Raw genomic sequence first — 15908 nt, forward strand, 5'->3', positions numbered from 1 at the left:
GGCCCTCAGAATGTGAGAGTGACGGTTTTCGGCGCGCCCCGTCCCACGAGGGCGGAGAGCTGGAAGATGCGGATGTCGAGCGTGTCGCCGGGCTCAAGCGGCGCGCCCCAATCGGCGGTCTGGGCGGCGGCGGTGTAGACCGCGCTGGTGGTGGTCGTGGACAGGGTCCGCTTCACTGCAGCGCCGTCGAGAATCTCGACATCGTAGGCTTCGAGCTCCTCGGCCAGCGGCACTTCGAGCCCGCCCCAGCTGTCGGCCGAGAGCGCGCGGGACCGGCGGGTCCAGCGTATCGTCAGATCGCCGGGCGCACGCGGCTTGCGCCACGGCTGCTCGACATGGGCGACCGAGAACGGCCGCAGCCCCACGCCCCGAGGCGTGAAGGATTGCGCGACATAGGTCTCGTCGCTGACCGAACGGCTGGCCGGGCCGATGCGCCAGTTCCACGGGATCCCAAGGTCGGCCTCGGCGATCGGCAGCGTTGCGAGGCTGTCGTCGAGCACCACGACCCGCGCGCCAGCAGGTGCCGGGTTGCCCATGGCGCCCTCGGTCCCGCGCTGGCCACGCAGGAGCCCGGTCAGACGATATCGACCCGGCGCCAGAAGCTCTGCCACGCCCGCCTGCACGATTTCCCAGACGCCGGGCGCACTCTCGATGGCGAGCGCGTTCGCCCCGCCGAACAGGGTCAGGTCGGTGACGCTCTCCAGCGTGCCGGTCAGCAGATCGACCACCAGCGCATTGCCGAGATCGAAGCGCGACGTGGGGCCCGTGTAGAAGTCCGAGACCAGTGTCCCGATCCGGGCGCGGCTGCCGAACGTCGTGAGTAGCTCGAGGCCATCGGTCGAGGGGCTGCGAAACACCGCCATCTCGCCCGGCCATGGAACCGCGTGCGCGGCGATCAGCGGTCGATGCGCGGCCTGGTCCTCGGTCAGTTGCGGCAGATCCATCAGCACCGCATCCGGCGCGCCGAACACGACCGCCCGCGTCAGCGACGCCGCGCGGGGATCGCCGGGCGGCAGGTCGTAGGTCGCCCGGTCCTGGCGCACCGCCTCGATGCCGCGCGCCTCGGCGTCGGCGATGGAGACGAGCCGCAGGTCGACCAGCCGGCCGTCATGCTCCAGCCGGATCGCATCGGCCGGATCGAGCGCCAGGCGCGAGGGCGGCAGGCGGAACGCAGCCGTCTCCCGGCCCACCCACGCCTCCATCAGGGCACGGCGGCAGCGGCGCTCGGCCTCCTCGGGCGGCACGGCCATCGAGAAGGACTCGGACGCGATCCGGGTCGTGTCCACCGTGATCCGCCGCGCCTCGACGAGGGCCGCGTCGTAATCCTCGTCGGCACGCGCGACCTGCCACTTCAGCGCTTGAGGCAGTTCGGTCTCCTGGCCGCGCGTCAGTTCCAGCACGTCGCCCTCGCGGGCGGCCACCAGATCGTCGGGTGCGAGGGTGGCAACCGACGCTCGGCCGCGCATCACGAAGCGGATCCCCCCCTCGGTTTCCACGGCATCGAAGCCGAAATGCCGCGACAGCGTGGTGATCGAGGCGCGCGGGCTCTCGAGCGCAGTGATGGCGTAGCCCTCGACCGCGCCCCAGAGGCCGGAGACGTCGATCCTCGACTCGGGCATCCCGGCCCGCAGGCAGAGGTGCCGGACCAGCGCCGCAAGCGACACCGCGCCGAGCCGCCCCGTCAGCCAGTGGCCGAACCGCCAGTTCGCCCCGTCCGTCCAGACGTCGGTCAGCGCCGGAAAGAACGGATAGGGCCGCGCGTCCCAGGTCCAGGCGGCGCATTCGGGCACATGCACCATCCGGCCGCCGTAGACCGAGGACACCGGGTTGTTCGCGGCCTCGCCCCACCAGAGATAGGTCGCCTCGAGATAGGCGCGCTGGATGGAGTCATCGCGCCAGCCCCGCGAGAAATGCGGCGTGAAGCTCTCGGACGACTTCGGGTCGAAGAAGACGTTGGGCTGGTTGGTACCACGGTCGATGGCCGGGCAGCCCAACTCGGTGAACCAGATCGGCTTCGACTGCGGCACCCACGCCGTCGGCGTCCCGCTTTCCACTCCGCCCGGACGGTCGTAATGCGGGTTCGACCACCAGGCGCGCAGATCCTTGTAGCGGAAGACCCACGGCTTGGCCGCCGCACCGTCCGTGATCGGCGTGCGCACCTGCGCGGAGCGGTCCGCTGCGCTGGCATAGAACCAGTCGAAGCCTTCGCCGCCCGCGATGTTCCCCTGCAGGTAGGCGCGGTCGTAGATCGCGGGCCAGCCCTCGGCCGCGTCGAGATGCTCGAAGCCGTCCCGCCAGTCGGAGAGCGGCATGTAATTGTCGATCCCGACGAAATCGATCTCCGGATCGGCCCAGAGCGGGTCGAGGTGGAAGAACACGTCCCCCGAACCATCGCCCGGCTGATGCCCGAAGTACTCCGACCAGTCGGCCGCATAGCCGATCTTCGTGTTGGCCCCGAGGATCGAGCGCACATCAGCGAGCAGATCCCGGTAGGCCTGCACCGCCGGATAGGTGCTGGCGCCCGAGCGGATCGTCGTCAGCCCCGGCATCTCGGTGCCGATCAGGAAGGCGTCCACCCCACCCGCCGCCGCGCAGAGATGGGCGTAGTGCAGCACCATGCGTCGCAGGCCCCAGTCACCGGATGGCCCGGTCCAGCTGACGCTCTCACCCGAGACGCTGAAGCTGGCGGGCGTGGCCGCGCCGAACAGCGCCGCGACCTGGCTTGCGGCCGTGGCGGTCTTGTCGACGGTCCCGGCGAAACCCGCCGCTGGAGAACAGGTGATCCGCCCCCGCCAGGGGAATACGGGCTGGCCCGTCTCCGCGGCGTTGTCGGAATAGGGGTTCGGCAGGGTGTTGCCGGGCGGCACGTCCATCAGGATGAACGGATAGAATGTCACCCGCAGCCCGCGCGACTTCATCTCCTGGATCGCCTGCACCACCGCGAAGTCGGATGGCGTGCCGCCATAGACCGGGCGGTCCTCGTCGTCGCGGCTGACGAGGAAGGCGCTGGCGCGGCTCACGCCATTGACCGACCAGCTGGCGGGCGTGGTCGACTTGGCCGATACCTCGACGCCCGGCCGCACCTTGCAGGATCCCGCGCGCAGATCGTCGCCGAACCAGGCGACGACGAGGCTGACGCTCTCGACCGCCGGGGCCATGGCCTGCAGCCGGTCGAGCGCTTCGACCATGTCGGTGGAGTCGGCCAGCGCGTTCAGGTTCTCGGGCACCGTCGCGCCGCCATCGGTCTTGCGGATGGCCTGCGTGGCATAGGTGAACTCGCCCGAGGCCGGGATCATGGTGACGGCGCGGGTGAGCCCCTCGGCGGTGTCGGGATCGGCGAGCGGGCGGAACACCTCGAAGGACAGCTGCGGCAGCCGGTTGCCATAGGTCGAGAGCGCCAGCTCCTCGAAGACGACATAGGCGGTGCCGCGATAGGCGGGGGTGCTGGCCGCGCCCATCCTCGCGGCGATGAACGGGTCCGCCGTCTGCGCCTCATTGCCCGGATACCAGCGCCAGGTGACGCCGGAGAGGTCCATCGGCTTGCCGTCGGCCCAGATGCGGCCGATGCCGGTGATCGGGCCCTCGCACAAGGCGACGGCGAAGCTGGCGTAGTAGCCCGTCGAGGAAGGCGGGATCCTCGGCCACGCTGTAGATTGCGGCCTGCCCGGGCTCATCGGACAGGCCATGGACGCGCTCGGCGTCGTTAGAAATGCGGTCGCGCTGGACGCGGGACATCTTCTCGATGGCGCCGAGAAGCGGCCCGGACAGATCGGCGTCCGATGCGGGCCAGTCGAATTCGGTGGGCAGGCCAATCTCCGGCCGGTCGAAGTATTCGCGCAGCGCCTCGCCGGGCGTCTTGCGAAGGAAGGCGGACAGTGCAGTCACCATGATCTCCTTTCTGGCGATTCCATTCATCGGCTGATCTGCTAATCAGCGTATCTCGCGCCAGAGGGGAGTCAATCGAAAAAATACGCACTTCCGCGGATTCGCGATCAGCGCCCGAAGAGCGAGGGCTGCCCGTGCGTCGAAGTGATCAGGTTCAGCTTTAACAGCCGGATACGCGCAGCTTCTTCGGAAACCGCGAAACGCTCCATAACCATCTGGATCAGCTGCGTGGCATGCTCCGTCGAAACATGGATATCGCCATGCAGCTCACGCGGGCCGCAGTAGTCGGAAACGAGGCGACGGACCGGCGTGGCCGGCATCAGCAGCGCGCCACTGATATAGCCGGCCTGCCATTCCATCCAGTCGGACTGCGGGGCGTCCAGCATGTTGTCGCGCTTGGAGATCGCCTTGTTCGCATTCACCCCGCGCTCGAGCAGGTCGCCGTTGGCGAACTTCTGCGCCCAGAGAGGCCCGTGGAACTTCACGTGCCCGAACTCATGGGTGAGCGTGGTGCGGAAGCGATTCTCGCGCCGTTCGTCGGCGGCGATACGTTCCGAGATGGAGACCTTGGGTCCCCGGTTTGGGAAGAACTCGGTGACCCCTTCCACATCGGACCCGTACGCGGAAAGGTCGGCGTACGGGTCGAGATCCGCGTGGTGCATCTCGATCAGCACGGTCAGGTCGTCGGTCTCCACGGGATAGTCGACCTTTCCGTGGCGCTTCATCAAGAGCTCACGGATCAGCCGCTCGCATTCATCGTCGAGATCCCGCTCGCGGTAGAAGGGTCGCTCGGCAAAGCGGCCCGTGTTGTCACGGATCATCTTCACCATGCAAACCTCCTTACTCTTTCAATGTCTTTCTGAAATTGGCGAAGGCCTCGACGACCTTGTCCGGGGTGGACGCGTCCGGCCGCAGATCATCCGGCAGCCGGCCTGCGAGTGCGTACAGGTAGTCCTCCGGTATGTTCAGGATGCCGGAGAACTGACGGATCAGGTGCCCCGAGCTGGGGCTGCGTCGGTCGTGCTCGATGTCGTTGAGGTACTGCGGGGATATCGACCCGCCGCCCTCTTCCTTCATCACGCGCGCTGCGAGCTCCTTCTGGCTGAGACCGAGTCCCTTGCGGGACTTCGAAATCGCCTGGCCGAAGGTCACACCGTCGGCGGACATGGCCGGTTCATCGCTTGCTCTCCCTGTCAATCCGCTTGTTCGCGGATATGCGAACTGTTACGCCTTATCCCCAAGAGTATCAACAGCGAAGCGGGATGTGACGTTCGGAGCCGGGAGCAACTAAATGATCAGGATCCTTCACACGGCCGACGTTCACCTCGACTCCCCGTTGAGGTCCCTAGCGCTGCGCGACCCCGAGCTGAGGGATCGGGTCCGGACATCGAGCCGTACCGCGCTAACCAGGATCGTCGACACCGCGCTTGCCGAGGAAGTAGCCGCCCTGCTGATTGCAGGCGATCTGTTCGACGGGGCAGAGCGTAGCGCGCGGACTGCCGCCTTCCTGACGCTCCAACTGGAGCGCCTACGCGAACGCGGGATCCAAGCATTTTATATCAAGGGCAACCACGACGCCGAGAACCCTCTCACCGGCGAGTTGACCTTGCCCGATAACGTTCATGTCTTTGACGGGCGCGGCGGCAAGGTGCAGCTCGCGGAGGACGTCTGGATCCACGGCGTCAGCTTCGCCAACCGTCACGCCCCGGAAAGTCTGCTGCCAAAGTTCCCGGCGCCGGTCGAAGGCGCCGTCAACATCGCGATGCTGCATACCTCCCTCGCGGGCGCAGAGGGCCACGATCCCTACGCACCCTGCACGGTCGGTGAACTGACTGCTGCTGGCTTCGATTACTGGGCGCTGGGGCATGTTCACCGCCGGCAGGTCCACGCCGAGGCGCCATGGATCGTTATGCCCGGAACGCCACAGGGACGCGATATGGGCGAGCCTGGTCCGAAATCCGCGACGCTCTTGACCATCGATAAGGCAATCGAGATCGAAGAAGTACCGACCTCGGCCGTGGAGTTCCTGCACATCCAGGTCGACGTTGCTGATACCGACAGCGACGACGCGCTGCGCGATGTGCTTAGGCGGACCCTGCGAGACACGGCGCGAAACCTGGTGTCGGAAAGCGCCGTGGTTCGCCTGGAGCTTACCGGTAGCACGCGCCGTCGTTGGCAGGTCCTGCGTGATCAGGACGTCTGGAAAGAGACCGCGGCGCAATATGCTCGGGAGACGGGCACGCTTTGGCTGGACAAGGTCGTGTTCGACCTGTCCGACACCGCAGAGCCCGGGCACAGCGCCACGGACGAGTTGGCTGGGATCATGAAGACCATCCGCGAGGAACCCGGGTTTTCCGAAACCTGCCGTGCTGAGATTGAAGGCATTCTGCAGGAGTTGGCGCCGCAACGACGTGCCGAGCTGTTGCCTGACGAAGCGGCAATGGACCAGCTTGCGCGGCGTCTCGCCGAAGCCGGCGCAGATCGGATCCTTGCGCGAATGAAGGGAGCGACGCCCTGATGCGGATCGAACGGCTCTCTCTCGACTTTTTTGGTCACTTCACGGGCAAGGTCCTCGATTTTGGGAAAGCCGGTCAGGCTTCGGATTTCCACGTGATCTACGGCTCGAACGAAGCCGGAAAAACCACAGTAATGGAAGCCTATCTGCGTCTTCTCTACGGCTTCCCCCATCGGGAGCCCTACGGGTTTCAGCACCAGCGACAGAATCTTCGGATCTCAGGTCTGCTCGACATCGGAGGCGAAACCCGCCTGTTTACGCGACTGCCGTCCCGCAGTGGCAATCTCAGGGGAGAGGCCGACGCGGCCATACCCGAGACCGCGATCGCCTCTCACCTCGGCGGGCTGTCGCTCGACGACTACCGCAGCCTGCTTTGTCTCGACGACGACACCATCGAGAAGGGTGGCGAAGACATCGCCAGCGCGCGAGGCGATATCGGCCGCTTGCTGTTCTCCGCGGCAGCCGGTGTCGCGGACCTCAATGCAGTTCTGGAACAGGCGCGGGCCGAGGCAAACGGCCTTTACAAGAAGCGCGCCAGCACCACGCGCGTCGCGGAACTGAAGCGCGAGTTGAGTGAGGTCGAGACCAACATCCGCACCCTCGATGTCAGCGCCAACGCGTGGCGAAAGCTGAAGGATGCGCTTCAGGCCGCCAGGGATGAAGAGATGCAATCTCGGCAGGCACGGGACGAGCTTCGGGCCGAACAGGCGCAGATTGCCGCGCTGCGCCGGGCCCTGCCCGAACTGGGTGAGATGGACCGCCTCGCGGACGAGATCGCCGACTGCGCCGACTATCCCGAGCGGATCGACATCAATCCCGAAGATCTGGTCACGATGAGGACCGACCGGGGACAGGCGGATGCCGAGTTGCGGCGGCTGCTAGACGAACTTGACGAGGCGGAAAAGGCGCGCGCCGCGCTGGTGATAGACGCGGACCGCCTAGCCGTCGCCGAGCAGTTGGACGATCTGGACGAACTGCGCAGCCGGATGCAAACGGCGGTGCTGGACCTTCCCAGACGCGAACGGGCCCACGAGGAGGCTCTTTCGGACATGGCACGCATCGCCCAGGATCTGGGGGCACCCGAAGATTGCGATGTCACCGCACTTGTCACGTCTCCGGGAGAAATTGCCATCCTTGAAGACCTGCGTGACAAGATGCGAGACGCCGCCGCGGCTTGGGAGACCGAGCAACGCGAGATCACGGGCTTGCAGACCCGAATCGAGCAGGCCCGGAAGGCACATCAATCATTGCTGGAAGCTCCGCCGCAGATGGGTTTAGTGGATCTGCTCAAGCGGTTCGACGCCGATGCCCTGGCACCAGCAGTCGCCACGGCGACACAAGCCATCGCGTCTGCCGACACGGCCCTGGAGCAGGTGCTCGACGCGCTTTCCATCGGTGCATGCACCTTCAGCGCCCTCCCGGTCTGCCAGGCCGATCCATTGACAGCAGCAGACACTGCCCAACGCCATGCCGATCTGGCGGAGAAGCTCGGACGCTTTGACGACAGGTTGGAGCGTTTGGACGAGGACATCGCCGCCGTGAAGGCGAAAACCACCCGGCTCTCGGAAGACGCAAGGATTGCCAGTGACGAAGTGGAACAGGAGGCCCGGGCCCGGCGTGACGCCCTGTGGCAAGCGCATCGCGAGACACTGACTTCCGAGAGCGCCGACAGCTTTGCGCCGGCGATGAAAACGGTGGACGACATCAACGCTGCGCGTCTCGCCCACGCTAGCGAGCTCGGCGAACTGCGAAAGCTCCTGCAGGATCTGGCGGACGCGGAAGCACGCGCGACGACGACCCGGGAACAGCGCGATGGGCTCGCCGAGCAGGCACGAGAGCTCGAGAGCCAAGTCCACGGTCTATGTTCGCAGATCGGGCTTCCAGCGCTTTCCCCTTCGGCTTTTTCGGACTGGGTTGCGCTCTACGGCAAAGCCATAACCGCTGAGCGGCAACGGAACAGGCTTGCCGAACACCACCGGGAGACGCTGGATCGGGCGGAGCGGCTTCGTAAGGCGCTCACGCCCCTCGTCGCGTTGGAGACCCCGACATTGGATGCAGCGTTGCTCGCCGCGCGGCGTCTTGCCGAAACCGAACGGCGCTATCAGGACGAGGTGCGGACAGCCTCAGACAAGACCGCCGCCCTCGATGAGGATCTCGAACGCCGGCAAGGCGAGCAAGGAGTCCTTGAGGACGCCGCAGAGAGGACTGCTGCGGCCTGGAAAGCAAAGGTACATGAGCTTTTCGGCGAGACGCTTTCACCCGGCCAACTTGCCGCAGCTCTCGGGCAGCTGCGTGAAATACGCGAACATAACGAAAAGCGACGACAAGCCGAGCGCCAGGTTAACACGATGCAGGACGATCAGCGCCGGTTCACGGAAGCCTCTGGCGCCCTTGGTGCACGTTTCGGCATCGGGGAGAGCGACCCTCTCGACACGTTCCGGCGCCTGCGGGAGCTCGCAGAACAAGCGCAGGCTGACAAGTCACAGCACGAGAAGCTCGGCACTAGGCTTGAGGACGGTGCAACTCGGCGAACGGAACTCGAGGCGAAGCTCGAAGACATCGACAGGAAAGTGGTGGAACTTGGTGCGGTGTTCCCGGAGACGGTGGATACCAGCACTATTGACGCCCTGCGGACCGCTGTGGGCAAGGGCCTCGACGTCATCGCAAAAAGAGAACGAGTCGCCGAACTCGAACGGCAGATCCTCGACGACCTCTCGCTGCGGAAGGTGGAGGAAGCCCGCCAGCTACTTGCCGATGAAACCGCTACAACGCTCGAGGCGAAAGCGAAGTCCCTAGATACCGATCTCAACCTCGCAGAAGAGCGGATGTCCACCGCCACCGTGGCCCGAGCCAATGCCGAGCGGGACCTCGGCAGTGTTACCGGCGGCGCAGAGATCGCCGAGCTGGTCGAGCGGCGCGCCACGTTGCAGATTCAGATCGAAGAGGCGGTTCTTGACTATCTGGAGCGGGACTTCGGTCTACGCCTCGCCGAAGACGCCATCCGCCGCTATCGCGACAGGCATCGGAGCGACATGATGGCAGCCACTGAGCGTGCATTTGCGGAGCTCACGAATAACGCCTACCAGAAGCTGCTGACACAACCGGACGGTGCGGCTGAAATCTTGTTGGCGGTCGATGCGAGCGGCACCCCCAAGCAGATCGGCGACATGTCGAAGGGAACGAGGTTCCAACTCTATCTGGCGCTGCGCGCCGCGGCCTACGAACAAATGGTAGCACAGGGGGTTCAGCTACCCTTCTTCTGTGACGACGTTTTCGAGACCTTCGATGAGGATCGTACGCGCGCAGCGTGCCGATTGATGGAGCGGATCGGCAGAAGTGGCCAAGCAATCTACCTCACGCATCACCGTCACGTCGTCGAAATAGCCAAGGAAGTTTGCGATGTGCAGCCTGTCGTACACATGCTGTGAGATGGCGCACGTGGTTAAGACCCCCCGTGTCGTTCGCTCCGGTTGGCAGACAGTAAAAAGGACAAGGAGGAATGGATGCCATCTGAGAGTGCAGCGATCGAGCTGAGATCAATAAATAGGCTGCTCGTTGATGAAGACGGCTCCCCGGCACGGTACTGGATCCCCGCATACCAGCGCGGATATCGCTGGGACCGGCTACAGGTTACCCAACTCCTTGATGACATCTGGGACTTTATCCAAGCCAGCGAGGAGAAACGCCGAACCTCCTTTTACTGCCTCCAGCCATTAGTTGTCCGCAAGCTGGAAGACGGGGGATACGAGGTCGTCGATGGGCAGCAGCGTTTGACAACCATCTTTATCCTGCTCTCCCACCGAAATGAAATCCTCACACTGCTCGGCAAACAACGCTTTTCCATCGACTACGAGACGCGTGACCGCGCCTTTCTTGATGAAATCGATCTCGACCGATCCAACGAGAACGTAGATTTCTACCACATCTGCCAGGCTTGGCTAGCGATTGAGGAATGGCTTGCCGGCCGCGACCGAATGCATGCGCTAAAGCTGCTGCAGCATCTGCTCAACGACGATGAGGCCGGTCGGAACGTGAAGGTCATCTGGTACGAGCTGGCGCCCAATGACGATCCGGTTGCAGCTTTCACCCGACTGAACATAGGGAAGATACCACTTACAGAGGCTGAACTGGTCCGTGCCTTGTTCCTGCGCCGCGCGGCCCAGGACGATGCTACCGGCAATCTTTCGTTGCGGATTGCTTACGAATGGGATCAGATCGAAAAACGGCTGCAGGATAACTCAGTCTGGTATTTCCTGCAGAACGCCGACCTCGATGACGCAAACCGGATCGGCCTTGTCTTTCGGCTCGCTGCAAGGATGGAAGGCCATGCGTTGAACGGGGAAGACTACGCGGTATTTTCCCATTTTTCAGACCTGTTGAGCGCAGAACTAAGTGCCGAGATCGAATGGCGCAAGGTGAAGGATATCTTCATGGCGCTGGAGGAATGGTACGAAGACCGATACCTCTTCCACGTCCTTGGGTTTGTTCTCAATCAGACCGGTGGTGGACTTTCCACGATTACCGAACTCCTTGCTGACAGCCAAGCATTTAGCAAACACGATTTTTCCCAAGGTCTTCGCAATCGGGTCTATCGGATGGTGCTCGGAAGTGATCTATCGGCGGCTTCCCCAGATGAACTTGAGGAAGAGATCACCAATCTCTGCCGTACAGTCGACTACGCAAATGCACCCAAGGTGCGGAGCCTGCTCCTTTTGTTCAATCTGGCAACGCTGCTTGAGGATCCGCGATCAAACATCCGATTCCAGTTCGATAGTTTCAAGCGAGAGTCTTGGGATATCGAGCACATACGCTCAGTGAGCGACGAACGACCTTCACGCCCCCGAGAGCAGGACGAATGGCTGCGCCACTGCTTGATGTTCCTGCGCACTGCCAAGGAAGAAGACGAGCAAGCGCTTGCTGAAAGCATTGAAGCCTACCTCGACCCAGATTCTGAGCCAGGCAGCCGAGCGAGCTTCGAGGAAATCGACGGCAAGATTCTATCGTTCTTCAACGAGGCGATGGACGGCCCTGACCACGACCTCGCAAACCTGACACTGCTGGATTCGCGGACCAACCGCGGCTATCGAAATGCGGTCTTTGCGGTAAAGCGCAGCGTTTTGTTGGAAAACGACAGGTCCGGTATTTTTGTCCCTCTCTGCACTCGTAACGTCTTCCTGAAATGCTACAGCCGCACGGTTGGCAACGTCATGTTTTGGACCGATCAGGACGGACAAGACTACCTAGATGCGATCAGTCGAACGCTGACGCGATTCTTCCTTGGGCAAGCAGGGGCAAGCCGATGACTTCGCGAACCACCTTCGGCAAGCTGATCGAACGTCACGGCCGTGTTGAGATCCCTGTTATCCAGCGAGACTATGCGCAAGGGCGGGCGGACCAGCACATCGTCCGAGACGACTTCCTTAAATCCCTTTACGACGCGCTGTGCCTGCCTCAAGAAGACCCAACACTGCCCCTCGATCTCGACTTTGTCTACGGGAGCATCGTAAACGGCTCCTTTCAGCCGCTCGACGGCCAACAGCGGCTCACCACGTTGTTTCTGCTGCACTGGTATCTCGCTTGGGTCGACGGCTGCAGCGAAGACCTCCGCAGTCGGATCGTCACATCGGGACGGTCTCGCTTCAGCTACGAAGTGCGTCCCAGTAGTCGGGATTTCATCAACGCCTTTGCCAACTATATACCGGACATCTCGGCCGGGGAGTGCGAAGACATTGCAGGGATGATAACTGACCAGCCTTGGTACTTTCGCAGCTGGCGGTTCGATCCAACGATTCGTGCAGCACTATCAATGTTGGACAGGATGCACGAGGTCTTCCGGAAAACGTCGGGCCTTTATGCCCGATTGATCGACGAAACGGCTCCCGCGATCACATTCCAACTTCTTGATCTTGAGCAGTTTGACCTCTCGGATGATTTGTACATCAAGATGAATGCGCGTGGGAAACCGCTAACTCCATTCGAGACATTCAAGGCACGTTTCGAGAGGCATCTGGAAAACCAATTCAAGGACGCTCCGCCGGATCTCTGCAATGGGACGCCACTTGCAGACTTCTTCTCTCATCGGATTGATACGCGCTGGTCCGATTTTTTCTGGCCGTTCCGTGATAAGAAAACCGCCACCTTCGACGACGCCATCATGAACCTGCTGCGGGCAGTGATCATGGTGACGAGGGATCCCGAAGCTGCTGCAACCTCGCTTGATCTGGCCGACCTTCGCTCGATGGCGCGAGCTAGCAGCTATACGTGGTTTCACGACAGGGGTTGGCTGGATCAGGAAATGGTCCTGGCTCTGATCACGCTCTTGGAGCGGTGGAGCGCGGGGCCCGAAACGTTCTGCTGCTATCTTCCCGACACGCGGCATCTCGATGAACAGGCTCTTTTTCAGGACATACTCACCAAGCCGACCAGCCTTACCTTCCAACAGCTTGCTCAGCTTGCCGGTTATACCCAGTTTCTCGTCCATTCGCCCGGAGAGATTGATTCCACTGCTTTCGATGCATGGATGCGGGTCGTCTCCAACCTCGCAACCAACACCGATTACAATCGCCCCGAAGACCTGCGTCGGAGCTTTGCTGGTCTCCGGGACCTCACGCCGTGGATGAACGATATCCTCAACCACCTCGCGAGTTCGGACGGCGACGTGAGAGGTTTCTCCCGCGAGCAGGTCGCAGAGGAGCGGATCAAAGCTCATCTCATCGGTTTCGGCGGCGGCTGGCCGGAACGGCTCGCCCGGGCAGAGCGGCATACCTATTTTCGAGGGCAGATTGGGTTCTTGCTACGCTGCTGCGGCTTGAAGCTTGGTGAGGTGGATGCCGAACTTGAGCGTCTCGACACAGCTACCGCAAGCGAACTAGTGGAACCGTTCGAACATTATCTCGCATGCGCCTCACAGATGTTCGACGACCTTGTGCAACACCCGAAGGGATCTGGCCGGCTCTGGGAGCGCGCACTTCTCGCGGTCGGAAATTTCCTGCCGAATGTCGGCAGAAATCGATCGTTGCTGACCACGTCATACGACGAGGCCTGGGGTTGGAAGAGACTTCTTCGCAGTGCAGCTGCGGGTGGTCAGCCAAGCCAGATTCTAAAGGCCCTCTGGGACCAAATTGATGACCCAGACACATATGCCGCTGATCTTGGCGGCGTCATCGAGTCTGCATCGGAAATCGATCCGTGGCGTGAGGCGATCCTTGCAACGCCGTCGGCCTACGACTACGGCACTTACAGAATGATGCGCTTCTCAGAAGATGGAGGCGTCTACCTTCTTAGAAAGACGCAAATGAACGGACGACATGCGGAACTGTTTACCTACTGCCTGTACGACAGCCTCGCGTCTGACATGAAGCCATACGGCTTTTCGACAATTTATTACGAGGCAACGTCGACAGAAGAGGAACCTGGTCTGTATTTCGTGCGAGACTTCGACGGTGACGTTGCCAAGTTCTACCTGTGCATCAGTGAGGGTCCAGATAGCTATGAGCTCTATCTCGAGGAGCCCGAGGAGCCGAAGGACGAACTAATCGCTATCCTGAAAGGGGCCGGCTTCGAGGAAAAGGACGGCTGGTTGACCAAAGACGTGAAACGCAGCGACATAGAATCCGAAGCGCTCGCACTCGCGCGCGCCTTCGCACATGAGACGTAAGCGTTTTGCGTGAGCACGGTCAGAGATTCACGCAGCGACATGAAGGACTTCGACCCCTCTTGCTTCCACAGTGCTTCCACGGTGGTCCCAAACGCAAACGCCGCCCCGGAGGGCGGCTCTTAAGCATTTGATAACGCGTAGGAATTTGGTTGCGGGGGCCCGAATTGGACACTGTTTCGCAATGTCGAGGGCGCTCAATCTCCCCTACCAGCAGGGACTTAGAAGCAGCGTGAACCTAAACGCTTCAACCGTAAGCGCGACGTTGCGGCCCTATGCTGCGAGGCTTGACGGCTGGTTGAAGCGCCATGGCATGAGGTCTTCGATACCGCTTTGTGGGTGACCGTCGAGGATGGCGCGCAGTGTGGCGGCGAGATAGTCGACCGGGTTCACGTCGGACATCTTGCAGGTAGCGACCAGCGAGGCGAGCATAGCCCAGTTTTCGGCGCCGACTTCATTCCCGGCGAAGAGTGCATTTTTTCTTGTCAGGGCAATCGGCCTGATCTGGTTCTCGACCGGGTTGGTGTCGAGTTCCAGCATGCCGTGCTCGAGGAAGCGGATCAGTCCGGGCCAGTGCGCGAGGGAGTAGCGGATGTCTTCGGCAAGCTGGGATTTCTGCGGTATGCGCGAGAGTTGGGCTTCCAGCCAGGGTTTCAGCGCCGCGATGATCGGGGCCGAATGCTCACGCCGGGCAGCAAGGCGCATAGCGGCCTCCTTGCTCCGCACGGACTTCTCGATCTGATAAAGCAGCGCGATCTGGCGCAGCATTTCCTCGGCAATGGGTGAACCATCGCTCTCGAAGCGCTTTACGAAGCGGCGGCGGACATGGGTCCAGCAATAGACCAGTTGCCACGGGCCATTGTCGCGCGCGATCTCGGTCATCGCGTTGTAGGACTGGTAGGCGTCGCATTGCAGGAAGCGGCCGTGGTATCCGGCGAGGAAGTTCAGCGGATGCGCCTTACCCCGGCCAGGGGCATAGTGGAAGAGCACGATGGGTGGGCCAGCCCCGCCATGGCCGCGATCATCGGATACGACGGCCCAGAAGAATCCGCTCTTGGTGCGTTTCAGGCCCGGTTCCAGCACCGGCGCGCGGGTTTCATCCACGAAGATGCGGTCTGCGCCACGCAGATGGGCACGCATCTGGTTGATGACGGGCATCAGGTGGAAACAGGCGCGCCCGACCCAGTTGCCGAGTGTGCCGCGGTCCAGATCGATCCCTTGCCGCTTGAAGATCTCGGCCTGCCGATAAAACGGCAGGTGGTCACCGAACTTCGAGACGATAATCCAGGCGATGAAGAGTTCCGTGGGCAGCCCGCCGGGCACGACATGCTCGGGGGCATGGGCCTGCGCGACAGCTTGCGAGCAACGGCGGCAGGCGTATTTCGGGCGCCGCGTGACCAGCACCCGGAACTGGGCGGGGATCACGTCGAGACGTTCGGACACGTCTTCCCCGATCCTGGACATCTCGCCGCAACCGCAGGGACAGAGCGTGCTGGCAGGCTCGATCACGCGCTCAACCCGAGGCAGATGGGACGGCAGATGCCCGCGGTTGCGCTTGGGCTTGCGGGGTGTTTCCCCGCGCGCCCGCTGCATCGCCGCTTCGGCCTTTTCTTGTGCTGCCTCGAGCACACCTTGAGCAAATTCGGCATCTTCCAGGGGCAGGTTGAACTGGTCGGGCGAGAGCTTTTCGGAGCGCTTGCCGAATTTCTCGCGCTGCGCCGCGTGCAGGATATCCTGCAGCCGCCGATTGGCCTCTTGCGTCTCGGCCAGCGTCGCCTCCACCTCGGCGAGGCGGGCCTTCAGCAGGGCGTTTTCGCGCGCAAGATCAGCTGTTTCCATGGCGGGAAGTGAATC

Annotated in this window: 7 protein-coding genes and 1 pseudogene; 4 read left to right on the forward strand and 4 right to left on the reverse strand. The window is 62.6% G+C overall.

Annotation, left to right across the window (positions count from 1 at the left end; genetic code table 11):
• Nucleotides 1–5: 5 nt before the first annotated feature.
• From JHW40_RS02260 to JHW40_RS02275, 3 genes and pseudogenes are all read right to left on the reverse strand, one after another.
• Nucleotides 6–3614: pseudogene (locus JHW40_RS02260) on the reverse strand (baseplate multidomain protein megatron); the annotation flags it as partial.
• A 378-nt stretch (nt 3615–3992) separates the two neighbouring features.
• Complete coding sequence (locus JHW40_RS02270; RefSeq protein ID WP_090617087.1) at nt 3993–4715, reverse strand: ImmA/IrrE family metallo-endopeptidase; 723 nt, start codon at nt 4713–4715, stop codon at nt 3993–3995.
• Nucleotides 4716–4725: 10 nt separating this feature from the next.
• The gene (locus JHW40_RS02275; RefSeq protein WP_090617089.1) at nt 4726–5052 is read right to left on the reverse strand and encodes a helix-turn-helix domain-containing protein; all 327 of its coding nucleotides are present in this window, start codon (nt 5050–5052) and stop codon (nt 4726–4728) included.
• A gap of 124 nt (nt 5053–5176) precedes the next feature.
• Here JHW40_RS02275 and JHW40_RS02280 point away from each other — a divergent pair, with 124 nt between their 5' ends.
• From JHW40_RS02280 to JHW40_RS02295, 4 genes are all read left to right on the forward strand, one after another.
• Nucleotides 5177–6403 carry a metallophosphoesterase family protein gene (locus tag JHW40_RS02280; RefSeq protein ID WP_090617090.1) on the forward strand — a complete coding sequence of 409 codons (1227 nt, stop codon included), beginning with the start codon at nt 5177–5179 and terminating at the stop codon, nt 6401–6403.
• On the forward strand, nt 6403–9828 hold the full coding sequence (locus JHW40_RS02285) for an ATP-binding protein (RefSeq protein WP_090617092.1): 3426 nt from the start codon (nt 6403–6405) through the stop codon (nt 9826–9828). The genes JHW40_RS02280 and JHW40_RS02285 overlap by 1 nt, the downstream gene beginning before the upstream one ends.
• Before the next feature lie 75 nt (nt 9829–9903).
• On the forward strand, nt 9904–11703 hold the full coding sequence (locus JHW40_RS02290) for a DUF262 domain-containing protein (RefSeq protein WP_090617093.1): 1800 nt from the start codon (nt 9904–9906) through the stop codon (nt 11701–11703).
• Nucleotides 11700–14057 carry a DUF262 domain-containing protein gene (locus JHW40_RS02295; RefSeq protein ID WP_090617095.1) on the forward strand — a complete coding sequence of 786 codons (2358 nt, stop codon included), beginning with the start codon at nt 11700–11702 and terminating at the stop codon, nt 14055–14057. The genes JHW40_RS02290 and JHW40_RS02295 overlap by 4 nt, the downstream gene beginning before the upstream one ends.
• A 270-nt stretch (nt 14058–14327) precedes the next feature.
• Here JHW40_RS02295 and tnpC read toward each other — a convergent pair whose 3' ends face one another.
• Entirely contained in the window at nt 14328–15893 is a 1566-nt protein-coding gene (gene tnpC / locus JHW40_RS02300) for an IS66 family transposase (RefSeq protein WP_272848971.1), read from the reverse strand.
• Between the last annotated feature and the right edge of the window lie 15 nt (nt 15894–15908).

Origin of the sequence: Paracoccus alcaliphilus (assembly GCF_028553725.1) — a bacterium.
GTDB classification, from domain to species: domain Bacteria; phylum Pseudomonadota; class Alphaproteobacteria; order Rhodobacterales; family Rhodobacteraceae; genus Paracoccus; species Paracoccus alcaliphilus.